This is a genomic window from Gilliamella apicola (assembly GCF_003202915.1).
Lineage (GTDB): Bacteria > Pseudomonadota > Gammaproteobacteria > Enterobacterales > Orbaceae > Gilliamella > Gilliamella apicola_Q.
In genome coordinates, this window is sequence record NZ_QGLP01000005.1 from 807,637 (window position 1) to 831,020 (window position 23,384).

A 23,384-nucleotide genomic window follows, 5' to 3' on the forward strand; every position below is an offset into this window, starting at 1 on the left:
TTCATAATGTTATTGGTATAAAATAGATTTTGTACTATTAAACTAGTTCAATGATGCGATGTCAAGTGAATATTTTATGTTCGATAAATAAAAACAATTTTTACACAATAAAAAAGCGCGTTGATTAAAGCGCGCTTTTTATGGTTAACGTAATGGCATTTCCGATTGAACTACTTTAATCGGCTTGTTTCTAGTTTTAGATTTAGAGGTTCTTACATGGTTTGTGATCCACAATTTATGATGAGGTTGACATTGAGGACCTAAGTAGATTTTTTCTAAATAATCTTCTATTTTGCCATAATTAACAAATAGACTATTGGCATAAGCATAATTGGTCGGTGCTTGTATTAGATCATCGGCAATATTGGTAATATAAATCATCCGACACTCATCTTCATCCTCAAAGGCCGCATGCTTGACTAAACATGAGATAGGCATCAATGCTAAAGCAATCAATTGATCTAAATTAGTTATTCTTTTTATCATCTCCTTAAGCTTAGAATTTTTTAATAAATTAACAATCTCTTCGATTTCTTCGATTTTTTCTATTATCTCCTTTTGCTCAGAATTTTCACGATTTTTTAATAAAAAAATAATTTCTTCGGTTTTTTCTATTATCTCTTTTGGCTCAGGATTTTTAGAATTTTTTAATGAAAAAACAATTTTTTCGATTTTTTCTATTATCTCTTTCGGCTTAGGATTTTTAGGATTATTTAATGAATAAACAATTTCTTCAATTTTTTCTATTATCTCCTTTAGCTGAGGATTTTCAGGATTTTTTAATAAATAAACAATTTTTTCAATTTCCTTTAATTTTTTTCTAATTGTATTTATTTTTTTAGTCTGTTTTAATGAGTTTAGATAAGCTTTCCATTTATTATAAACATTTAAATCATGACTATTTTGATATTCTAAATAAAATGAATACTTATTACGTTTAGCTATACTAATGTAGCCACTTTTAGGATCAAAGTAGAGACAACGAAATAATGGCAAAAGACCAACAGAAGATATAATATTTTTTTCCGCAATAGTTTCAGAGTTTTTTGGGTCTGAATTTTCGTTTAAATCATTCCTCGTTTTATCACTCTTTTGATTCAAATTTTCATTTGAATTATTTAATCCCATAGTTGCAACCACGCTTTTAGCTGAATCATTTATTGCTAAACCAAACTCTGAATTATTTAAAAAAATAATTAATACTCGCGGGATTAATACTTCTATAAATATTATCACCAAAAAACTTTTTATTAAAAACCACACTGACACTTGAACCGACAATATTGTTTTCATTACCATAAAGCCTGAATTGATTTAATGAATTATGGTTAAATGAAAAACTAGCTAAAAACGTTTTGATTTCATTATTATTTTCAGTATTTATACCTAACCAATCAGTTAAAACTTGGTTTTCTGTCGGATCATTCATAAAATCAACCACATTTAAACGAAAGTCACTTGGTTTATTTTTTAAAAGGTTGAATACCACTTCTGGTTTTGTGTAATGAGCAACTTGTCGTTCAAATTGTTGTTTTTGTGTTTTTAAGTTTCTATTTAATCTAAATGTAACGAATAATTCATTCTGTATTTCACCCACAAGTTTTCTAATTTTACAAATTGGATTGATAACTAAGTTATCTCTTTGTTTTTCTTTAAATATTAATGAATTATTATTGTTAATTAATGATAACATTATTTGAGCAATAATATAACTTTTAAATGAATCTTCGGAATAAGTTACATTTTGGTAATATTCTTCCGCTAATTTTAATTCATTGCTCGTTTTGCCAAAAAAAACATTATCACCTAATTTAATTTGCGCTTCAGCATAAATATCTGGATTATCTTGCTTTTCAACATTTAAATAATATCTTTCCGCCTGCTTAATATCTTGTTTTTCATATTGGTATAATAAACCTAAAAAATATTGAGCGTGTGCATATATCTTTGGATTATCTTGTTTTTTTATATTTGAAAAATAGCTTTCAAGCTGAGAAATATTTAGTTCTTCATGTTTATTGTGATAATAAATAACAGCTAAATAAAATTGAGCAGCAGCATATACTTCTGGATTATATTGCTTTTTTATCTGCTCAAAACATGCTTTAGCTAGAACAATGTTTGACTTTCTGTAGATAACACCTAATCTATATTGTGCCTGAGCATAACAATCTGGATTATTTGGTAAATTAACATTTGAAAAATATTCTATTGCCTCCTCAATGTAATCTTCACCTTCGTAAATAATACCCAAATTATATTGTGCATAGGTATATAACTTTGAATTATAAGATTTTTTAATATTTATAAAACATTCTTTAGACTTCTCAATGTTGTTTTTTTCTTTGAAGTAAATAATACCTAAATTCAATTGCGCATTTGCATATGTCCTTAGGTTACTTTCCTTATCAACCTTTAAGTAATATTGTTCTGCCTGTTCAAAATTTTTATATTGATATTCGTAGATAATACCTAAATTCAATTGGGCTCGAGCGTATATCTTTGGATTATCCTCCTTTTTAATATTAAAAAAATGTTCAATCGCTTTTTGCCAATCTTTTTTATATTTGTAATAAATTTTACCCAATGCAAACTGTGCTTGTGCATATTTTTTCTGACCATCTTCTCTAGTAATTTTTTTGAGTTGCTCAATTCGTTGTTCGATTTCTGCTTCTGTTTTTTGTTGTTCCATTTCAATCCCTTATTTCATTATTTTTATCATCAATTAATAGTAGTTAAGGTCTTGCACTGTTAATAATATATGGTTATTTTTTGAGTTATTTGATTTTATCAACAGTTAAATAAAATACGAAAATATTTTGTTAATAGATGTTATTTTTAATAACTTTGTTATCAATTTGTTTACGCCAATAAATTGAGTGAATATAAGAAGCTATTTTAATTTCATATAGTTATATCAATTAATAGTTTGTCAAATTACCTCATACCGATTAAAATAATCTTTACATTTAAATTCACAACTAAATTTAGAGATTTTGATTTATGCCTATATTTTATATTCTTATCGGAGTAGTTGTTTTACTCGCCTTAGTCACCGTTTATAAAACCATCACTATTGTTCCCCAAGGTTTTCAATACACTATCGAACGTTTCGGTAAATACACCCACACCCTTGAACCTGGTTTAAATATCATTGTTCCTTTTATGGATGGGGTGGGTCGTAAAATTAATATGATGGAACAAGTACTTGATATTCCATCGCAAGAGGTCATTTCTAAGGATAATGCCAATGTGCAAATTGATGCGGTTTGCTTTATCCAAGTACAAGAAGCAGCAAGAGCCGCTTATCAAGTTAATCAACTTGAACGTGCCGTCATTAACCTAATGATGACAAACATTCGTACCGTACTTGGTAGTATGGAGCTTGATGAGATGTTATCACAACGTGATCATATTAACTCTAAACTGCTTGGTATTGTTGATGATGCAACTAACCCTTGGGGAATTAAAATTACCCGTATCGAAATTCGTGACGTTCGCCCACCAGCAGAACTTATCGCTGCCATGAATGCGCAAATGAAAGCCGAACGTAACAAACGTGCGGAAATTCTTGAAGCTGAAGGTATCCGTCAAGCTGCTATTTTACGTTCTGAAGGTGAGAAACAATCAGAAATTTTAAAAGCAGAAGGTGAAAAACAAGCTGCATTTTTACAAGCGGAAGCGCGTGAACGTGCTGCCGAAGCGGAAGCAAAAGCAACACAAATGGTATCTGAAGCGATTGCCGCCGGGAATATTAATGCGATCAATTACTTTGTTGCGCAAAAATATACTGAAGCCTTACAACAGATCGGTGCGTCAGAAAACAGTAAAGTTGTGATGATGCCTCTTGATGCTTCTAGCCTTATGGGTAGCATTGGCGGTATCGCTGAATTAATTAAAAATTCTAAGTAATTCGTTTAAGCGAATTAAATCTTGCTAACTACTATTTGACTAGTTAGCAAGATATCGCAAATATATTTTAATGAATAATAGGTAACAACCAATGACTGATTTTTTAACGGTTATTTATGACTATCCTCACTGGGTTTTTATTGCTTTAGGCGGTATTTTACTGATTATTGAATTATTAGGAACTGCTGGATATGGGCTTTGGAGTGGAATCGCAGCCATCGTTGTTGGTTTAATTGCTTGGGCTATACCTTTATCTTGGCCAATTTTATGGATTTTGTTCTCTATTTTTACGCTAATATCCGCTTATCTTTGGTGGTTATGGTTGAAAAAAAGAGAGCAAGACAGAGCAAGTAAGATTGCTATTAATCAACCTCAACAAGAATTAATCGGAACTACAACCTTCGTTACCGATGCCATTATTAATGGTTCTGGACGCGTAAAAATCAAAGACGGTACATGGTCAGCAAAATGCAATCAAGATCTAGAAGTAGGTCATCCCGTTGAAGTTATTGCAGTTGATGGCATAATACTAACAGTAAAACCCCTCAATAAATAAATTAATAATAAAATACGAGTCAATGACTCGTATTTTATTATTATAAAAATTAATCAATTATATAATTCTTTTTATAGCAAATTAATTTGGATTCTTATCAACATAAAATCATTTCGCTTAATTAAACACTAATAGAGAATTTTATGTGCTTATAACAGTAATTGTTATGTTATTCAAAATAACCACTTTAAAAATCACGCTATAACAATACTTACACTAATTCGATGGATTAGAATTAATACCAATTACTTGCCAATTATGATTTGATTCATCGGTAATCTTGCCTTTCTTCACATCAGTAATATATTTAATGGTCATATTACGAATGGTGCCTTCTTCATCACCTAAAGCGGTACGAGAATTCCAAATTGGTTCGACTCTGCGCCCTTCTAATGGACCGCCTTTTTTCACCAACATTTCATAACGATAAGCATTCATACCTAGTTTGAGTTTCATATCATCGGTAACTGCTTTACCACTTAATAGGGCTAGATTTTTGCTTCGCTGTCTTACTGGCTCGCTTAGGTCAATAACATATTTGACGCCACCAAACGCTTGATCATCTTTAGGTGAAAAATTTTCATGTCATTTTATTTATTAACAATATCAGTAAGTTAACTATCTAATTAAAATTTAAAGATTTGTAAAGTGTATTGCAAAACAAGCAGAACAGTGTATTTTATAATCGTGTTTAGAATATTTTTTAATATAAATTCATTAAATCGTTTTACTTATAACAATAACTACCCAAATAATTAAATTATTAACGGAGAGTTGCACTAAATAATTATTAATAACCATAAATAGGTCAATAAAACATTGTTGTATTTGCTATATACCTAAAATATATCGAGGATAACATGGATAAAAGATTTACCAATTTAATGGAGTTGTTGGACAAAGGTTTAAATCATGGCTTAAAGCACAGTGTAGTTGGTGGAGCAGGTCACAATCGTTATACGTTAAATATTGATGGTTTATCGGCTGAGCTTTCAGTCTTGCAGGTTGCGGGTAATGAGCAACTTAATCAGCCCTGGCATTATACCATTACCTTCACCAGCTCGAATAAACATCTGTCTGTTGCGTCATTTCTTAATCAAAATGCTCATTTAATTTTTAACCCAGCTAGCCTTAGCAATTTAAGTGGTTTAGATAATAAAGGACTTAAGGCGCTTAACTCTCTAATCTCCGCTACTTCGTTAGATGTACTAAAACCGCCTGAGTCATTAAAACAGTCTGAGCCATTAAAGCAGCTAGATAAATTTCTACCATCCAATCCACTTGATTCACTTAACTCTTTAACCCAACTCAATCCGCTCAATTTATTAAACTCACTATTCTCTCAAGGTGGTTCGCGCACTCTGTATGGTGTAGTTACTCAGTTCAGTCAATTATCAGTCAGTAAAGATGAGGCGCGTTATCAAGTTGTTTTGTCCTCGCGATTGGCCAAACTGGCATTAAGTCATAACTGTGCCATTTTTCAACATCAAAGCGTTATAAGTGTGGTTGAAGAAGTATTGCGTAGTCATGGTTATACCGGGATTGATTATCGCTTAGCGCTTAAAGAGCAATATCCGGAGCGTGAGTTTATCACCCAGTGGCAGGAGAGTGACCTAGAGTTTATTCAAAGACTGCTTGCTGATGTGGGGGTCTATTTCCGCTTTGAAGCGCATGGTGAGCACCATTGTGATGTGATGGTTATCAGTGATTATGAACAAGGTTATCAGCAGGTGGCGGATATTGTCTGCAAACAACCGAGTGGCACACTGGATAACGGCGTTGAAAGTGTCTGGGATATGTCATTACACAGTCAAATGGTGGAAACTTCGGTAAAAGTGCAGGAGTATAACTACCGGGATGCGCAGGCAAATTTACTCGGTGAAGTTAACAGCCAACCGAAAGATAACACCACTTATGGCACCGATTATCGTTATGATGAACACTACAAAGGGTTAAATAGCAATGGTAACCGCAATAATCCAATTAATAGTGACCCGCTAAATGATGATGACGATGATGAATACGATGACGATATCGATGACGATATCGATAACGATATCGACGACAGTCAAGACAGTAACGACAATAATAACGATAATAATTACGCCAATAGTCGCGATAATAGTCGTTCTGTTAGCACTGGTTTTGTTAGTGCAAGTAATACAGATAGTATAGGTAGTATTCTAGGTAGTATAGGTAATATAGGTAAAGCGAGTAAGAGCGTTGAAAGTGGTGAATGGTATGCCCGTATTCGTCATGAGCGAGCAATCAGCCGTCAAATTCTTATCCGGGGTAAAAGTAACCAAGCCAATTTAGCGCCGGGCCAACATATTCGCATCAAAGGCAGTGCGATTGCCGGAATTGATGAGGGGGTAATGATATTAACGGTGCAAGGACAGGGAAACCGCAGTAATGCTTATGAACTGAGTTTTACCGCCATACCTTACCAGCCATTAAAACCTTACCGCCCGGAGCCTATTCCTTTCCCAACCATTGATGGCACCTTACCGGCACGGGTAACCAGTCCGGATAATGACACCTATGGTTATATTGATACCCAAGGGCGTTATCGGGTTAAATTTAACTTTGACTTAAAAGCGTGGCGAAACGGTGAAGAGAGTTTATGGTTAAGACTGGCTAAACCGTATGCCGGTAGTACTTATGGTTTTCACTTTCCACTGATTGACGGTACCGAGGTAGCAGTAGCCTTTACTAACGGTAATCCAGACCGACCCTATATTGCACATGCGATGCATGACAGCACTCACCCAGACCATGTGACCACCAAAAACAAACATCGTAATGTGATTCGCACACCGGCGAATAATAAGTTACGGATGGATGATAAGCGCGGACAAGAGCACATCAAGTTAGCCACCGAATACGGTAAAACCCAACTTAACATCGGGCATTTAGTTGACCAAAACAAAGAGCAGCGTGGTGAGGGATTTGAACTGCGCACCGATGAGTGGGGGGCGATTGCTGCCAATAGAGGTTTATACCTGACCAGTCAGACCGCGCCTAAGGCACAGGGCAAACAGCTTGATATGCAAGCAGCCATTACCCAGCTTGAAAATGCGCTATCGATTGCCAAAGCCTTACAAAATGCCGCCAGCGAATCTGAAGCCCATGTTGCGGATACCGACAGTCAAGAACAACTTAAAGCGACATTAACCCAGTTAGCCCAAAGTGGCATTCTTGCTTATGCCCAAGAAGGTATCGCTTTAACCAGCCCGGAAAATATCCAACTATCAACCTCGAACAGTGTATCGGTAACCAGTGAAAACCAAACTGATATCAATGCGTTAAAAAACATTACCATCTCATCAGGTGAATCCGTCGGTCTATTTGCCCATCAATCAGGAATGAAAGTCTTTGCCAATCAGGGTGATATTGAGGTGCAGGCACAAAATGCCGACCTGAATATGGCTGCCAAGCAAGATATTCAAATAGACAGTGTTGATGGAAAAATGACGATTACCGCAAGTAAAGCGCTGACGTTAATCTGTGGCGGCTCATATATCAAAATCAGCAGTTCCGGGATTGAACTGGGGACGGCTGATAATGTTTATATCAAGAGTAATGTATTGCAAAAAATGGGACCTAGTACAGAAGAAAACAAGAAACATAATTTTATCCAAAATGAACTAGAAGTGTCTATAGTACGTTCAATAAACAGCCATTATGTTAGTTTTTCGGGATAATTAATAAAAGGAATGATGACATGGCAATAAAAAAAATAACGAAATTGATTTTTCCGGTTGGTGAAAAAGAATTAAACCAAGATACTTATTATAGAGCGTTATCCGAAGCTGCTCACGGTTTTTATCCATTTGGAGAAAATGGTTTATGGCATGGTGGCATTCATATCGATAAAAAAGTATTAAACAAGCTTGGTAATGATGAGCAATTACATTGCATGGCTAACGGTGAAGTCATTGCCTATCGTATTAATGATGTCTACCCTAAAATAACCTATCCAGAAAAAAATGTAACTGCTTCATCAGGTACTACCCTTAAAAGGGTTTCTTATCCTCCCTTTAAAAAAGTTTCTTATTTTTCCACTGGTTTCACCTTAGTCAGACATCTTTTACAAATGCCGAAAATCATTGGCGTAAAAGACGAGCCTCCGGCAATAACCTTATACAGTTTGTATATGCATCAGCTCGATTGGTATGGCTATCAGGAAAAAATGAAAGATGAAAAAACAAACGCACTATATCCTCACTATTGGAACCTTGAATCAGGAAAGGTTGACGAGAATAAGGGGGATACGGTTTGTGGCAGTGTAATTAGAACAGATGGCAAAGGAACCGAAGTGCTTGGCCTGTTGTTAAAAGGGAGTAAGATTCGTTTAGCTGAACAACACCCAGAGCAACCAGGTTGGTATAAAATTGTTTTGATATCAAAAGGAACATTGGTAACCACAACCGAATTTAAACAACAATTAGGTAATATTACCGGTTATGTTTGGCATAAGGACCTATCGCCGCTACCAACCGGAAAAACAGCAGATAGTAACCAAGATTACCAAGTTTTAAAAGAAGACAATAACACTGTTGGTAAGTCAAATGTGAAGGTAAAGGGCATAGCGATATATGAAACTGCTGATGATAAACAAAAATTGACTTATTTACCACTAACGGCAACATTTGAATTAGATGGCCAAGAAAACGGCTACGCTAAAATTCGTAAAATTGGAGGATGTGAAGTTCCAGACCTATTAAAAAAAGAAGATGGCGGTGCAGATGCACCACATAAAGGTTATGTTAAGGTAGCCTCACTGACGTCATTCACCTTTAAACCGGAAAAATTCAATGATATTGTGGTATTAAAATCACCGATTGCCATTTCGAGTGGCGATTTTATCGGTTATATCGGACATAATCAACGCCCCAAAGAATATATTAAGGAGTTAAAACGCGCAGCGATATCAACATTAAAACGTTCATCAGATGAAAAATTACCGCAACTGTTACATGTTGAATTATTTACTTGTGAGGATTTGCCAGCATTCATTACTAAAACCCGTGCTTTAGCCGACCGTTTACCGGAAAGTGAAAAAAACCTAATTCTGGTTGAAAAAGATGCAAGATTAATACAAGCATCAAAAGCGGATGGTAACTTAAATTCGGGATTAGGCATAAAGTTTATAAGCGATAAAGATAATTATTACATTAAAATTAATCTGGAATATACTTTAAATTCAGAGCAATACTATGCAGATAACAATCTGGCAGCCCAATCTAACGGTGATGAAAAAATTGAAAAAAATGATGACAACACGGCGAATAAGACTGTAGAAATCATTTTAACCGCCGCCCATAAAGAACAGTTAGCAAATAAATATAATAAAACTTATCCGCAATTAACTAAGTCAGATATTCCGGATAAAGTTGAACTGGTTGAAGTTAATCACACTAGCTCATCTGTCAAAATACGTTTTTGTGTAGATACTAAACATTATTGGATAGTGTCAAACGATGTCTCTCACCTATTCGGACAAGATGGTGCACTCAATGACGCCATTCCTTATTGGCATAATTTTCCATTATCACTTGCTAATCTACCTCCTGCAACTAAAGACAATACGGTATATTTTCCACGGACGGTACCATTAAATTCATTAGATAATGAACATTTAATCGCAATAGAGGATGAAAGCACCGGTTCAATATGGGTAAATATTACCACAGGAAATGAAGAGCGTAGGCTAATAAAAGGTTGGGTAAACATCAAAAAAGATGCTCAAGAGCATATTAAACGAATCAGCCTCTGGCATTGGCAAGGATTTGAAACAGTAATCGAAAAAGCTTCTGTGGGAGAATTTTATACTAAAATCAACGACAACCGAACAGAAATATTAGATATTAAAGATTATACTGATTCAATGAAAGCTATGCATAAAATCTTAACGCAATCATTCTTATATTCTGTTCAGCGAAAAAAAGGACTACCGCCTTTTACTGTTGAATTTCTCAAAGACGGCCTACGCATCAATTGGACCGCCGAAATGATAGGTCACTTAATAATAAAATATGAGAGTGAATGGTATGCAGATGAAGCGCTAACCAAATGGAATGAAATAGATAATTTAATTGAGGAGGAAAAACAGAAACAAAAAAATTTAACTGAAAAATGGTTAGATGAATATAACATAACAATGCCTTTTGTGCGCGATTATGCCTTAAACATGGTGGATGAAGAGCATGAAAAAGCCAAATCAATTTGGCAGCTAGAAAAAGAGCAGCGTATTAAACCCTCCCTTTGGTGGCGAGAAGTCGCACAATCCCAGCCAACCCCACAAACACCGGCACTAAGCAATCTTTCTGCTGATGGTAAAGCATGGTTTATTCATCCTGTATCAATGCTGGGTAGATTGATAAACCCAGGAATAGTGACATATCATATTTACCACGATGGAAAAATTGAAAAACACATACCAGAGGAAATATCGAAACGTTACGAGCAAAAATATAAGTATGTTTATCATGATGAAAACGGTAATGAACATGAAATATGTATTTGTGATTGGCATACTACTAAGGAAAAAGCAAACGGTGTAATAGTGAGCGCGCCGAATAGAAAAGATCCAAATATTATTGAATATAAAGAAAATTTAAATGAAGGGAATACCCAAAAAAGAGTTAAATTTAAAAATGGAGATATTGCAGAATATGGTAATCATCCAGAAAAAAAATTGATTTGGCGACTATATAAGGCTTTGAATAAAAATGTCGAAATAGTCAGGATGCCAGATGAAATTAATTATGTTAAAGACAATGTAATAATTAAATATAACTTTAGTGATACGAAAAGACGCTATACAGGACCAGATCCTTTGGCTGGTTTTATTGGTGCTTTAGCTGAAACTGGTTTGCAGTTAACAACTACTGGTAGTTGTTTTGCAGAAGGGTCTTGTTTTCCTAGTTCTGAACATGTAAATGGAAAAAGCGTTGATACTCTTTATTTAAACGATAAAGATGAACAAAAATTTATTAATGCCATGCATAAATTTAATTTTAATAAACAACTAACAGCAAACAATAAGAAAAAATTTGATAATGCAAATCAAGATTTTAAAAGTAATCTTCATAATACTCATCTACATTCAGAATTTGAATCAGGTTCTATAAAGGAAATAATATTATGAAAAATTTCACTTATATACCAATTATTCTATTAGTTACAATACTCAATAGTTGCAACTTAAAACAGTCGAGCCATAGACTAATAATAAAGGAATCTTAATATCCAATTTATATTCTGGAGAAAAATTAATACAAAGTAAAAACCTTGTATTGTCCGTAAATAAAATTTGTAAAAAAATAATGGGCAATATATAACTCTCTTCCGAGCAAGTAAAACGGATTTGCAAGAATGAAAATGATTAAAAACTTAAATATCAAAGAGAAAAGTTACAATTTATTTAAACGCAACTTATTAACTTATTCAAAATAAAAAAAGGTTAAAAAATGAAATATTCACATTATCTAGTACCACTTTGTTTACTATTCAGCACCTACTGTTACAGTCAGCACTATCAAATAGAAGACAAGTATCGTGGCGACTCATTTTTTAGAAAAATCAATATGAATAAACTAGAAAAGGATTGTACCTATCCACCAAATTATTTGCAATCAATATATGATTCAAAGCAACTAAAAGTAGATAAGCTTTGCCCTGTTAAAAAAAATAATCTTAAATTTGATTTAAAAGAGTTATATAAATTTATTTATAAAGAGCCAGTAATCATCTATAACGGACCGGATTTTCAACTGACATTAAGCATGTCAGAAAATAATGAAAATAATGATATTGGCTCTGATGGTACTATTTATGGAGCTGATATATTTCTATCAATAGTTAAAGATAATATCGTAAAAGATAAGATTTATTTGGCTAATAATTATATTAATCTTTCTTATTTTGCAGCTGCTCAGCAACATTATTTTATATCCCCAGAGGGTGAGATATATACATTATATTTGATAGAGACAGAAGATGGGATTTGTCCAATGTTCTGGAAACACTATAAAATTGATAATCAAAAAATGAAGTTTGTACTTCAAGATATGTTAGTCAATGTTACAGATGGAATTCAATATCAAATTATTTATCCAAATCAATTTAATATTATTTCGAATAAATCAGTCAAAAAAATCGATTCACAAGAACTTAAAGCTTGTGAAGATGAGTATGACAAAGAAGAATATTATAGTTGCCATGTAGATGTTTATAACCATTACAACAATAGATTAAAACAAGAAATTAACTTATTGAATAAAAAGAACAATACAATAAAAAAATCTTATTTAAAATTACAGCAAAAAATGGCTTCAAGTTGTTTAAAATTACCACCTCCAGTTTCTGGTGATAGGGATGAGACCGATCCTTATTTATCTAACGTTATGTTTTGTTTAATTCAAAATTATAAACAAGAAATAACTGATATTGATAAACAACTTGCTCACTAATCTGAATATTGGATTTGTAAGTATGTAATTATAAAAATAATAAAAAAGTCAGATAATTACCGAGAAAAAGTTGTGATTTTTACCCGCAACTTTTTCCAAAATAAGGAAAGGATTAACGGTTAACAAATGAAATATTTATATTATCTTGCACCATTATGTTTATTAATTAGCAGCTACTGTTACAGTCAGCACTATTAAATTCTATTCTTTCGAAAAAACGCCAAATATCCACCCAATCTTTATTATCTATCTTATATGTTAGCAACCGGTCATTGGGAAACTACCTATGCTAAGGAGTTTGATTCATTGGTAGAGCGTAATAATGGTCGTGAGTATGATCCCGTATTAGCGAGTACGGATGATAAAAAAGGAAGCAAAGAAAAACGGTAATACAGAAGAGGGCGATGGTTTAAAATATCGAGGTAGAGGTTTGGCGCATATGACTTGGAAAAATAATTATAAAGACGCGAGTGAATATTTGAATGTTGATTTTATCAATCAACCAGAAAAAGCTGCTGAGCTTGATTATGCTGTACCAATTTTGATTTGGGGCTCAATAAATGGCATTTTTTCTAAAAGGAAATTATCAAAGTATATTAATGAAGATAAGATTGATTATAAACTCGCCAGATATGTCATTAATGGCCAAAATTATGCTAATGAGATCGCAGCTAATGCTAAATGTTTTGAGGCAATACTTAGGCAAACATCAAATTTGATTGAGGCATTTTAATATGAAAAAAATTCTTTTATTACTGTTATTGATAACCATCAGCACAGTTTGTCACGCCAAGGATCCTTGTACCAATAAAACTTCTGTTAGAGATTATCAATTTAATATTAACTCTCAACCTTATAAATTCACTTCTTACTTATGTGAAGATAAAAATAAAGATGAAGATGAAGATGATGACGTTTTTCTTACACCCGGAATTTTAGAAATACATGGCAAAAATTTTAATAAAACATATAAAAATGTTATTGGAGTAGCAGGTTATAGATATAGCATGTTTACGCAATGGAATGATAAACATAAACCAGTATTCTATTATTCTATCATCTCATCAGAATATCTTACCGAAGCTCATTTCCCAATAATCATTAAAGATAATAATCTAATGATCAATTGTATATATTTCAATAAAAGTTTCAAAAATTCAATGAAATTTAATTATTCTTATTGTGGTAATTTGCAAATTGTCGAAGATGGCTTTGGAGACGTTGAAGTGGGATTTGACAAGCTAATTCGTAATTTTTATTTAGAAGCAATATACTATTTTTCAGATTTTACAGAGAATGAGGAGAGTCTACAATACAAAAAATTTGATGTTTTTATTGGTAAAATCGATGGTATCAGTTTTTACCGCCGCTATTCATCGATAAAAGATTATGAGTTGAATAAATACACGATTGTTATAGTAAATAAGGAAAAAGAATACCGATTTAAGCCAGAAGATGAAGTTTATCAACGAATAGTTGACCGTTCTGGTTCACAAGCCTTTATTGGTTTGGATATTGTCGATGCCAAAGGAAATATCAAGTTTTATAATAAAAAGGCCTTATCGGCATTATTAAACAAATCGACAATAAAAAGGAACATTACATCTTATATACAATATAACGAAAAAACAAAACTCTATAATAAACCAAGTCATCGCTCAGCAACAGATATGTACCTAGTACAACACGATTCCGTTACAATTTTGGATGAAATTTTGCATAAGAGCAATGGTTATGTTGATTGGTATAAAATAAGTTATAACAGTGAAAAACACGGAAAAATAATTAAATGGATTGAAGGAGATTCGTTTTTCCCTATGAGAGAAATATCTTCAGATTAAAGATGATGATAATCCGATTTAGTTGAGAAGTTAAACTTAATTCAGCATACATCTGTTTAAGTTTACGATTTTCTGCTTCCAGCAGTTTTAATCGCTTAATGTCTGATGATTGCATACCACCATATTTATCTCGCCATTTATAAAAATTAGAAACGTCCATACCATATTTACGGCAAAGCTCTTTGATAGGGATACCAACTTCAGCTTCTTTTAAAATAGATAGAATTTGGTGCTCCGATAATTTTTTCATATTGAAATTCTCGTTAAAATTCTACTTAAAAATATTATAGAGAAGTTTCTACTTTTTATGTACTATTTTAGGGGATAGTTACACCTGAAAGCTCGATTTGGGAGCATGAAATTATAAAAATGATAAATAAATTTAGATAATTACCGAGAAAAAGTTGTGATTTTTACCCGCAACTTTTTCAAAAATCAAGATAGTTAATCAGGGATAAAAAAGACCCAACTATAATTACTTTTGTTGGGCAAAATATAAGGAATTAGGAAGTTATTGTTATAAATTGCAGAATGTTATTTTGATTTAACATTCTGCTTATTATGATTAATGTGACATGGTTGTTTTAACGCCGCCTTCAGGAATAGGCACATAAGCGGTTTCTTTATCGGTTCTTTGTTTATTATTACGCACTTTAAGTGCCGTTTTAATACCAAAGAAGATAATGCTATACACAACCACTAAGAACAAGATACTTAAACCAGCATTAGTGTAATTATTAATAACAATGTGGTGCATATTATCTATCTGTTTTGCAGTTAGTTCGCTACCTTCGGCAATTCGACGATTATACTCATTAGCCAAATAGAAGAACCCTTCTAGATTTGGATCGTTGCTGAAAAGTTTAAGTGCTAATGCCCAAGTAGTACAAATCAATAACCAAACTGCCGGTATAACGGTTACCCAAATATATTGAGCTCGTTTCATCTTAATTAATACCACGGTTGCTAATACTAACGCTACAGCTGCTAACATTTGGTTGGAAATACCAAATAATGGCCATAAGCTCTTAACACCACCTAATGGATCTACCACTCCTTGGTAAAGTAGATATCCCCATAAACCAACACATCCTAAAGTACCAATGAAACCAGCAATAAGTGAATCGGTTTTTTTCAAGAATGGCACAAAGTTACCTAAAAGGTCTTGCAACATGAAACGCCCAGAACGAGTACCTGCATCAAGCGCAGTTAAAATAAACAATGCTTCAAATAAGATACCAAAGTGATACCAAAAGCCCATATTTGCCCCAGGAAGAATTTGATGGAACACATGTGCAATACCGACTGCTAAGGTTGGTGCGCCACCGGCACGATTTAATACTGATGGTTCGCCAATATCTTTAGCTGTTTGTAAAATTTGCTCAGGTGAAATCACAAATCCCCACGAACTCACAGTTGCAGCCGCATGAGCTGTCACATCATGTAGTTGTGTCATAATCATTGCCGCATCGCCAGTACCTAATTTATGTAAATCAGGCATGGTAATTCCTAGCGCCGCCGGTGGCGTATTCATGGCAAAATATAAACCTGGCTCAATAATAGATGCCGCAACTAATGCCATTATAGCTACGAAAGATTCCATTAACATGGCACCATAACCGATAAAACGCGCATCGGTTTCATTGGCAAGTAATTTTGGCGTTGTACCTGATGAAATCAAAGCATGGAAACCAGAAACCGCGCCACAAGCAATAGTAATAAATAAGAATGGGAATAAAGCTCCTTTCCAAACAGGGCCTGTGCCATCAACATATTTCGTTACGTCTGGCATTTTCAAATCAGGGTTTAAAATAACAATACCGATAGCTAAACCAACGATTACCCCAATTTTTAAGAAAGTGGCTAGATAATCGCGTGGGGCGAGAATTAACCATACCGGCAACATCGCAGAAACTAAGGCATAACCAACTAAGGTGAAAGTAATCGTGGTTGCTTTGAAAGTTAATGCTGGTCCCCAATATGGGTCATGGGCAATAACACCACCAAACCAGATAGATAAAACTAGTAATACAATCCCAATTATTGAAACTTCTAAAACACGGCCTGGTCTTAAGTATCGCATATAAATACCCATAAATAATGCGATTGGCACGGTCGAACAAACAGTAAATACGCCCCAAGGGCTTTCAGCTAATGCTTTAACAACAATCAACGCTAATACAGCTAAAATAATTAACATGATTAAGAAACAACCAAACAAAGCTATTGTTCCCGGAATTGGCCCCATTTCTTCTTTAATCATTTCACCTAAAGATGAACCATTGCGACGTGATGATAAAAATAGCACCATGAAATCTTGTACTGCGCCAGCCAATACTACGCCGGCTAATAACCAAAGTGTCCCGGGTAAATAACCTACTTGGGCGGCAAGTACTGGGCCAACAAGCGGGCCTGCACCAGCTATTGCAGCAAAATGGTGTCCAAACAATACATATTTATTGGTTGGAACAAAATTTAAACCATCATTGTTAATAACTGCAGGTGTCGCCCGTGTTGGATCTAACTGCATTACTTTATTGGCGATATACAAACTATAATATCGATAAGCAACTAGATAGACAGACACCGCAGCGGCAATAATCCACAATGCACTAATGTGTTCACCTCGGCGTAGTGCTATGACTGCTAAACAGCAAGCACCAACGATGGCCAAAATGATCCAAGGTATATGCTTAAGTATTCTATTATTCATAATAATTCTCTTTATCGCTTTAAAATTAATATCATCTTTCTATCTTTTTAACCTTGTTATTTAGTTACAAAGATTGATGAAATTGATGGATATTAACTGCAAATTGTTTTTGAATTTGATTGTCGTTGATCATGAGATAAAGCTTACTTTATGCTCAAGGGTATAGTAATTTTTTAGTTAATTTTATGATATGTGAAATTTACTTATAGGTAGAAACCACTATATGAGTGGTTAAAAATGGCTCGTGAACGGTATCGACGAGAAAGTCTCAAATAAAATATTTATAACCCTAAAATCTCTTTAAGCGATTTTAAATATCGACGACTCACAGGAACAGCTACATCATTATTTAAAATAATATCAACACTACCAGCTTCATTAAAGCGAATCTCTTTTAACTTTTTTAAATTGACTAAATATTGTCGATGACAACGAATAAGGGAGGTTTTATCTTCTAAGGTCTTTAACGTCAGTTCAGTGAAATATTCGCTGTTATCTTGATTAAAAACATAAATACCACTGACTTTAGATGAAATATAAAAAACATCATCATTAGAGAGTAGATAAATTCGATTGTGGCCAATACAAGGTATATATTTTAACTGTTGATCAACACCTGCTAATTGATTTATATCGGCTGCAGGACATTTTTTATGTAAACGACATAATGTTTTATTTAATCTATCTTGTTCAATCGGTTTTAATAGATAATCAAAAGCTTGTTCTTCAAATGCTTTAACCGCAAATTCACTATAGGCAGTCAAAAATACAATATGTGGCATAGTTTGCGGATCTAGCATTGATAACATTTCAAAACCATTTATTTTCGGCATTTGGATATCTAAAAACACAACATCTGGTGCTAAACGATGAATTTCACGAATAGCATCCATGGCATTATTACACTCTGCGACAATATTAATTTGGTTATCCTTGTCTAACAAACAACGTAAATTTTCGCGGGCAAGTAATTCATCATCAACAATAATCACATTTAACATTAAACCACAACATCCTTAATTAAAGGTAAAGATAACATTACCTTAGTATATTCATCAGGTTTACAGATTATCTTTATACCATAGTTTTCGCCATAGCGAATCTTAATTCGCTTATCTACTAGATTAAGACCAAGTCCTTTATTATCTTTTTTATTCTCTCGATAATTACCCGCATTATCAATAACCTCTAAATTTAAAGTTTTCTCATTTGCACGAGCTCTAATGGTTACCTCGCCTTGACTAATTAATTGTGATGTTCCATGTTTAATGGCATTTTCAACAATTGGTTGTAATGAAAATGCTGGTAATTGCGCATCTTCGAGTTGCTGAGGAATATCAAAATTTATACTTAACTGCTCCATAAAACGCATTTTTTCGATTTGCAGGTAGGCATTGACATGCTCCATTTCATCTTTCAGTGTTACTACTTCATCAGTACGTTTTAAGTTTTTACGAAAAAAGGTTGATAAGTTTTGCACTAATTGTGATGCTTGTTCTTTATCACGCCTAATGATAGCCAATAAAGTATTCAACGCATTGAATAAGAAGTGAGGATTAACTTGGGCATGTAATAATTTAATCTCAGTTTTAGACAATAACTGTTTGTAGTATTCATTTTGACCTGCTAGTATCTGGGCGGATAGTAAGCTAGCAATGCCTTCACCTAATGTCCTATTAATTGAGCTAAATAAAGTATTTTTAGCTTCGTAGAGTTTAATAGTACCAACAACATTATTATTTTCACCCCGTAGCGGAATAACCAGTGTTGCCCCTAAGCGACAATTTTTATTAATTGAACATTGATAAGGTTCATGAGCACCATCAAGGTATTTAACATCGTTTTGCTCAATGGCTTCTAAAGTAACATTAGAGGTAATTCGCGTGCCAGGTAAATGATGATCGTCGCCAACACCAATAAAAGCGAGAATTTTTTCCCGATCGGTTATTGATACGGCTCCGATATCTAACTCTTGATAAATAATTTCCGCAACTTTAGTACTATTCTTCTGATTAAAACCTTCACGCAATAGACCTTCAGTACTCACTGCGATTTTAAGTGCTTTGGCCGAAAAAGCTGAAGTATAGCGTTCAAAGATCGCCCTTCTGTCTAATAAAATTCGCATAAACATGGCTGCACCAATACTATTAGCCACAATCATCGGTACAGCAATGCTACGCACAGCATGTAAAACAACATCAAAAGGTCTTGATATTAATAATACTTGAATCATTTCTAACGATTCAACCAAGACACCTAATACTCCCACTAAGAATGGATTATAGACTAAGTCAATTCTACCTTTTTTCATTAAGACATAATGGAATAGTCCACTAATTAGCCCGGTCAAAACAGTAGATACCATACAACTTTCGGCAGTGATCCCCCCTAAAGTATAACGATGAATGCCCCCGGTTATACCAACTAAAAGACCTACTGTAGGGCCACCTAGCAACCCACCTAAAATAGCCCCTATAGCTCGTGTATTGGCCATAGTATCTTCAATATGCAAACTGAAATAGCTTCCCATAATGCAAAATAATGAAAATATAAGATAACAAACTAGTTTATGAGGTAAATGGATGGTGATTTGCATTAAAGGAATGACAATTGGGGTTTTGCTCAATAAATAAGCAATAACCAAATACACGCACATTTGTTGTAAAAGCTGTAAAACCAGATCAAACTCAAACATAACTATAACCACGACACAAAACCGTCGACCAAAGTCGACGGAGGCTGCTAATTTTAATTATCCAGTAAAATAAATGATTGCTTATTCTTAGTTGTGGAATCTGAACCTACAAACACGTTAAATTTCCCGGGCTCGGCAACATATTGCATTTTATCATTCCAGAATTTTAACTGGTCATATTGGATAACAAATTTCACTTGGCCTTTTTCGTGAGGTTTAAGTGATATTGGTTCAAATCCAATTAACTCTTTTACCGGTCGACTTACTGATGCCGTAACATCTTGCAAATATAACTGAATAACTTGTGAACCCACTTTTTCGCCAATATTTTCGACATTGGCAATAACTTCAATTTCGCCATTTGCTGACATTTCAGTTTTAGATAATGAAAAATCTATAGCAAAATCAGTATAACTTAGGCCATAACCAAATGGAAATAATGGTTCATTAGGGCTATCAAAATAAGAAGTAGTATATTTACCCATATTAACGGTACCATGTGGTCGGCCGGTTTTTAAATGGCTGTAGTAAACTGGGATTTGACCAACATTATCAGGAAAAGACATCGGTAATTTACCTGATGGGTTGTAATCACCAAATAAAACATCGGCAACCGCATTTCCCCCCTCTGTACCTAAGAACCAAGTTTCTAGCATGGCATCAGCTTGTTGATATTCTTCTTTTACGGTCAGTGGACGACCATTCATTAGTGCAATAATTAGTGGTTTACCGGTCGCTTTTAATGCCTTAATTAACCGCTTTTGGCTAGCAGGCAAATTCAGTTCGGTACGGCTTGATGATTCATGTGCCATGCCTTGAGCTTCACCAACAAATAGGACAACAGCATCCGACTGTTTAGCTTGAGCAACGGCTTCGGCAATCATCTCCTCTGGTGGTCTTTGATCAAATTTGTTCATCTCGCCATATAAATTTAAAAATTTATATAGATTAGGATCATCCGAGATATTAGCCCCCCATGCATAGCTAACTAATTTGGGATTAACAACCGCATTTTTAATTCCGTCCAACGGTGTTACCGCTAAATTAGCACGACCAGCACCTGACCAACTGCCTAAGATGTCACGTTTTGAATCAGCTAATGGTCCTATCACAGCAATTTTTTTATTTTTATCTAATGGCAGAATGTTATTATCATTTTTTAACAATACGATACTACGACGAGCAACATCTCTAGCCTCAACCCGATGTAGGCGATCATTGGCAAACATGGCTTCAATAGCAAAATTAGGATCTAAATTTCGATACGGATTTTTAAATAATCCCATATCATATTTGAGCTCTAACACATGGCGACAAGCTTGGTTGACCTGCTCCTCTGCAATGGCACCTTCATTAACTAATTCTGGTAAAAACTGTAAAAAATACTCATCGTTCATACTGATATCAATACCCGCTTGGATTGCAAGACGAACGGCATCTTTAGCATCTTTTGCCACGCCATGATTAATTAATTCACGGATAGCTCCATGGTCACTAACAATTACTCCATCAAAGTGCCACTGGTTACGCAATACTTCGGTTAATAACCAATGATTAGCCGTAGCTGGAATACCATTAACACTAACAAGCGCAACCATAACTGCTCGGCTACCAGCATCCACCGCGGATTTGTAAGGTACTAGATACTCTTGGAACATTTTTCGTTCACTCATATCTGTACTGTTATATTCACGCCCTGCTTCAACCGCACCATAAAGTGCGAAATGTTTAACGGTTGTGACTAATGATTTTTTATCCTCTAGTGACTGTTTTTGCATTTTTTCGACAAAAATCCGCCCGGCTTCCGACGCTAAATAAGGATCTTCGCCAAAACCTTCCGATACTCGCCCCCACCGCGGATCGCGGGTAATATCAACCATTGGTGCCCAAGTCAAATTAAGTCCATCAGATGTTGCTTCATCAGCTGATACTTCAGCAGTTTTAGCAATAGCATTACGATCCCAAGTGGCGGCAATGCCTAAATTAATCGGGAAGACTGTTCGATGACCGTGAACAATATCAAAGCCAAAATAAACGGGAATTTTGTTGGGTGATTTTAATGCTCTTTCTTGCATCCGCGAGAGATCCGGCTCAACTACAGTATTAAAAATCCCCCCGATTTCCCCAGCTTCAATTTGATCGAGAACTTTGTCTAGCGTTAAAGCACCACCCACGCTAATTAGCCTCAGTTGCCCCACTTTTTCTTTAATGGTCATTTTTGACATCAAGTCATCAATAAACACTTTTTTTTCTTCATTATTGGGATTTTGTGCTAATAAAGGATATGAAAAAATAGAAAAAACGAAAAATAAAATTAATTTTTTCATCATAATGAGTAATTTTATAGTTAAGAGGATAGATAACTCGATAGCATAACGTATTTAATTAAAAAAATCCTGTTCTTTAAAAATAACCAGCCAAAATATAAAGTCTAAAGCATTTATTCTTAAAAAAAGATCTGAAAAAAGTACGTTTCTAAAGTTATTTGGTGATTGATTGAGAAGAGAGATAAAAATTGCCGAGCAAAGTTTTTCAAATTTTGTTTTCAACACTTTGTTTTTAACACAATGTTATTAATACAATGTTTTTAACAGAATGTTTTTAACACAATGTTTTTAACAGAATGTCTTTAATACTATGTCTTCAAGACAATATTTTTAAAACTATGTCAGCAATTATTATGAATAGCAAAATAGATTAGTCTCGAAAATTAGTAAATTGGAAAGGTTGTCCTAATTCACCATTTTTAACTAATGCCATGGTCGCTTGTAAATCATCACGTGACTTACCAGTGACACGAACCTGCTCGCCTTGTACTTGCGCTTGCACTTTAAGTTTACTATCTTTAATTAGTTTAACTATCTTTTTAGCTAACTCTTTATCGATACCTTGTTTTAGTTTGACAGTAATGCTATAAAATTTTCCGCTATGTTCCATCTCTTCTGGAATCTCTAGCGCACCGCCATCAATACCACGTTTAGCCAGCTTATCGCGTAAAATATCTAATAGCTGTTGGACTTGGAAATCAGATTGGCTAGTTGCCTTGATGGTTTCATTTTTTTCATTGAGTTCAAAAGATGCTTCGACATTTTTAAAATCCCAACGAGTTGCCAATTCACGAGTCGCATTATCGACACCGTTTTTTACTTCTGGCATTTGAATTTCTGACACAATATCAAAAGAAGGCATA

At 34.2% G+C, this 23,384-nt stretch carries 16 protein-coding genes and 1 pseudogene; 8 read left to right on the top strand and 9 right to left on the bottom strand.

Annotated elements, in window-relative coordinates; genetic code table 11:
• Positions 1 to 144 precede the first annotated feature (144 nt).
• Together DKK79_RS09885 and DKK79_RS09890 are read right to left on the bottom strand one after the other, a co-directional pair.
• A complete protein-coding gene (locus tag DKK79_RS09885; RefSeq protein ID WP_110423919.1) occupies positions 145 to 1,236 on the bottom strand; it encodes a hypothetical protein in 1,092 nt (363 codons plus the stop codon).
• Positions 1,181 to 2,692 carry a tetratricopeptide repeat protein gene (locus tag DKK79_RS09890; RefSeq protein WP_110423920.1) on the bottom strand — a complete coding sequence of 504 codons (1,512 nt, stop codon included), beginning with the start codon at positions 2,690 to 2,692 and terminating at the stop codon, positions 1,181 to 1,183. The genes DKK79_RS09885 and DKK79_RS09890 overlap by 56 nt, the downstream gene beginning before the upstream one ends.
• Before the next feature lie 311 nt (positions 2,693 to 3,003).
• On the opposite strand from DKK79_RS09890, the gene DKK79_RS09895 reads away from it, so the two are divergent.
• Together DKK79_RS09895 and DKK79_RS09900 are read left to right on the top strand one after the other, a co-directional pair.
• Positions 3,004 to 3,912: an SPFH domain-containing protein gene (locus DKK79_RS09895; protein WP_110423921.1), complete on the top strand. Its 909-nt coding sequence runs from the start codon at positions 3,004 to 3,006 to the stop codon at positions 3,910 to 3,912.
• A 91-nt stretch (positions 3,913 to 4,003) separates the two neighbouring features.
• Entirely contained in the window at positions 4,004 to 4,468 is a 465-nt protein-coding gene (locus tag DKK79_RS09900; protein WP_110423922.1) for an NfeD family protein, read from the top strand.
• A gap of 216 nt (positions 4,469 to 4,684) precedes the next feature.
• Here DKK79_RS09900 and DKK79_RS09905 read toward each other — a convergent pair whose 3' ends face one another.
• Positions 4,685 to 4,924, bottom strand: coding sequence for a hypothetical protein (locus tag DKK79_RS09905; RefSeq protein ID WP_110423923.1), 240 nt, complete (start codon positions 4,922 to 4,924; stop codon positions 4,685 to 4,687).
• Positions 4,925 to 5,328: 404 nt separating this feature from the next.
• Between DKK79_RS09905 and DKK79_RS09910 the strand changes: the two genes are divergently transcribed.
• From DKK79_RS09910 to DKK79_RS09930, 6 genes are all read left to right on the top strand, one after another.
• Positions 5,329 to 8,172 (top strand): type VI secretion system Vgr family protein, encoded by a 2,844-nt coding sequence (locus tag DKK79_RS09910; protein WP_110423924.1) that lies wholly within the window; start codon positions 5,329 to 5,331, stop codon positions 8,170 to 8,172.
• Positions 8,173 to 8,192: 20 nt separating this feature from the next.
• Positions 8,193 to 11,621 carry a hypothetical protein gene (locus DKK79_RS09915; RefSeq protein WP_110423925.1) on the top strand — a complete coding sequence of 1,143 codons (3,429 nt, stop codon included), beginning with the start codon at positions 8,193 to 8,195 and terminating at the stop codon, positions 11,619 to 11,621.
• 439 nt (positions 11,622 to 12,060) lie between these two features.
• Positions 12,061 to 12,945 (top strand): hypothetical protein, encoded by an 885-nt coding sequence (locus tag DKK79_RS09920; protein ID WP_110423926.1) that lies wholly within the window; start codon positions 12,061 to 12,063, stop codon positions 12,943 to 12,945.
• A 255-nt stretch (positions 12,946 to 13,200) separates the two neighbouring features.
• Positions 13,201 to 13,335: a hypothetical protein gene (locus DKK79_RS14730; RefSeq protein ID WP_258363445.1), complete on the top strand. Its 135-nt coding sequence runs from the start codon at positions 13,201 to 13,203 to the stop codon at positions 13,333 to 13,335.
• Positions 13,304 to 13,678 carry a hypothetical protein gene (locus DKK79_RS09925; protein ID WP_110423927.1) on the top strand — a complete coding sequence of 125 codons (375 nt, stop codon included), beginning with the start codon at positions 13,304 to 13,306 and terminating at the stop codon, positions 13,676 to 13,678. The genes DKK79_RS14730 and DKK79_RS09925 overlap by 32 nt, the downstream gene beginning before the upstream one ends.
• Position 13,679: 1 nt before the next feature.
• The gene (locus DKK79_RS09930; RefSeq protein ID WP_110423928.1) at positions 13,680 to 14,786 is read left to right on the top strand and encodes a hypothetical protein; all 1,107 of its coding nucleotides are present in this window, start codon (positions 13,680 to 13,682) and stop codon (positions 14,784 to 14,786) included.
• A gap of 40 nt (positions 14,787 to 14,826) precedes the next feature.
• On the opposite strand, the pseudogene DKK79_RS09935 reads toward DKK79_RS09930, so the two are convergent.
• From DKK79_RS09935 to DKK79_RS09960, 6 genes and pseudogenes are all read right to left on the bottom strand, one after another.
• Positions 14,827 to 15,036, bottom strand: a pseudogene (locus tag DKK79_RS09935) (transposase); the annotation flags it as partial.
• Between the two features lie 315 nt (positions 15,037 to 15,351).
• On the bottom strand, positions 15,352 to 17,499 hold the full coding sequence (locus tag DKK79_RS09940) for a carbon starvation CstA family protein (RefSeq protein WP_034882715.1): 2,148 nt from the start codon (positions 17,497 to 17,499) through the stop codon (positions 15,352 to 15,354).
• A gap of 281 nt (positions 17,500 to 17,780) precedes the next feature.
• Positions 17,781 to 18,500 carry a two-component system response regulator BtsR gene (gene btsR / locus DKK79_RS09945; RefSeq protein WP_034882713.1) on the bottom strand — a complete coding sequence of 240 codons (720 nt, stop codon included), beginning with the start codon at positions 18,498 to 18,500 and terminating at the stop codon, positions 17,781 to 17,783.
• Complete coding sequence (locus DKK79_RS09950; protein WP_110423931.1) at positions 18,500 to 20,194, bottom strand: sensor histidine kinase; 1,695 nt, start codon at positions 20,192 to 20,194, stop codon at positions 18,500 to 18,502. The genes btsR and DKK79_RS09950 overlap by 1 nt, the downstream gene beginning before the upstream one ends.
• A gap of 53 nt (positions 20,195 to 20,247) precedes the next feature.
• Positions 20,248 to 22,521, bottom strand: a complete 2,274-nt coding sequence (gene bglX / locus DKK79_RS09955) for a beta-glucosidase BglX (RefSeq protein ID WP_110424074.1) — start codon at positions 22,519 to 22,521, stop codon at positions 20,248 to 20,250.
• A gap of 370 nt (positions 22,522 to 22,891) precedes the next feature.
• Positions 22,892 to 23,383, bottom strand: a complete 492-nt coding sequence (locus DKK79_RS09960) for a YajQ family cyclic di-GMP-binding protein (protein WP_034882710.1) — start codon at positions 23,381 to 23,383, stop codon at positions 22,892 to 22,894.
• Between the last annotated feature and the right edge of the window lies 1 nt (position 23,384).

Bases quoted from the DNA above. Each gene is read 5' to 3' on its own strand.
- DKK79_RS14730 (WP_258363445.1), top strand. From the start codon at position 13,201: ATGTTAGCAACCGGTCATTGGGAAACTACCTATGCTAAGGAGTTTGAT.
- DKK79_RS09910 (WP_110423924.1), top strand. From the start codon at position 5,329: ATGGATAAAAGATTTACCAATTTAATGGAGTTGTTGGACAAAGGTTTA.
- DKK79_RS09905 (WP_110423923.1), bottom strand. From the start codon at position 4,924: ATGAAACTCAAACTAGGTATGAATGCTTATCGTTATGAAATGTTGGTG.
- DKK79_RS09900 (WP_110423922.1), top strand. From the start codon at position 4,004: ATGACTGATTTTTTAACGGTTATTTATGACTATCCTCACTGGGTTTTT.
- DKK79_RS09920 (WP_110423926.1), top strand. From the start codon at position 12,061: ATGAATAAACTAGAAAAGGATTGTACCTATCCACCAAATTATTTGCAA.
- DKK79_RS09895 (WP_110423921.1), top strand. From the start codon at position 3,004: ATGCCTATATTTTATATTCTTATCGGAGTAGTTGTTTTACTCGCCTTA.
- DKK79_RS09925 (WP_110423927.1), top strand. From the start codon at position 13,304: ATGATAAAAAAGGAAGCAAAGAAAAACGGTAATACAGAAGAGGGCGAT.
- DKK79_RS09950 (WP_110423931.1), bottom strand. From the start codon at position 20,194: ATGTTTGAGTTTGATCTGGTTTTACAGCTTTTACAACAAATGTGCGTG.
- DKK79_RS09940 (WP_034882715.1), bottom strand. From the start codon at position 17,499: ATGAATAATAGAATACTTAAGCATATACCTTGGATCATTTTGGCCATC.
- DKK79_RS09915 (WP_110423925.1), top strand. From the start codon at position 8,193: ATGGCAATAAAAAAAATAACGAAATTGATTTTTCCGGTTGGTGAAAAA.
- DKK79_RS09930 (WP_110423928.1), top strand. From the start codon at position 13,680: ATGAAAAAAATTCTTTTATTACTGTTATTGATAACCATCAGCACAGTT.
- btsR (WP_034882713.1), bottom strand. From the start codon at position 18,500: ATGTTAAATGTGATTATTGTTGATGATGAATTACTTGCCCGCGAAAAT.
- DKK79_RS09890 (WP_110423920.1), bottom strand. From the start codon at position 2,692: ATGGAACAACAAAAAACAGAAGCAGAAATCGAACAACGAATTGAGCAA.
- bglX (WP_110424074.1), bottom strand. From the start codon at position 22,521: ATGAAAAAATTAATTTTATTTTTCGTTTTTTCTATTTTTTCATATCCT.
- DKK79_RS09960 (WP_034882710.1), bottom strand. From the start codon at position 23,383: ATGCCTTCTTTTGATATTGTGTCAGAAATTCAAATGCCAGAAGTAAAA.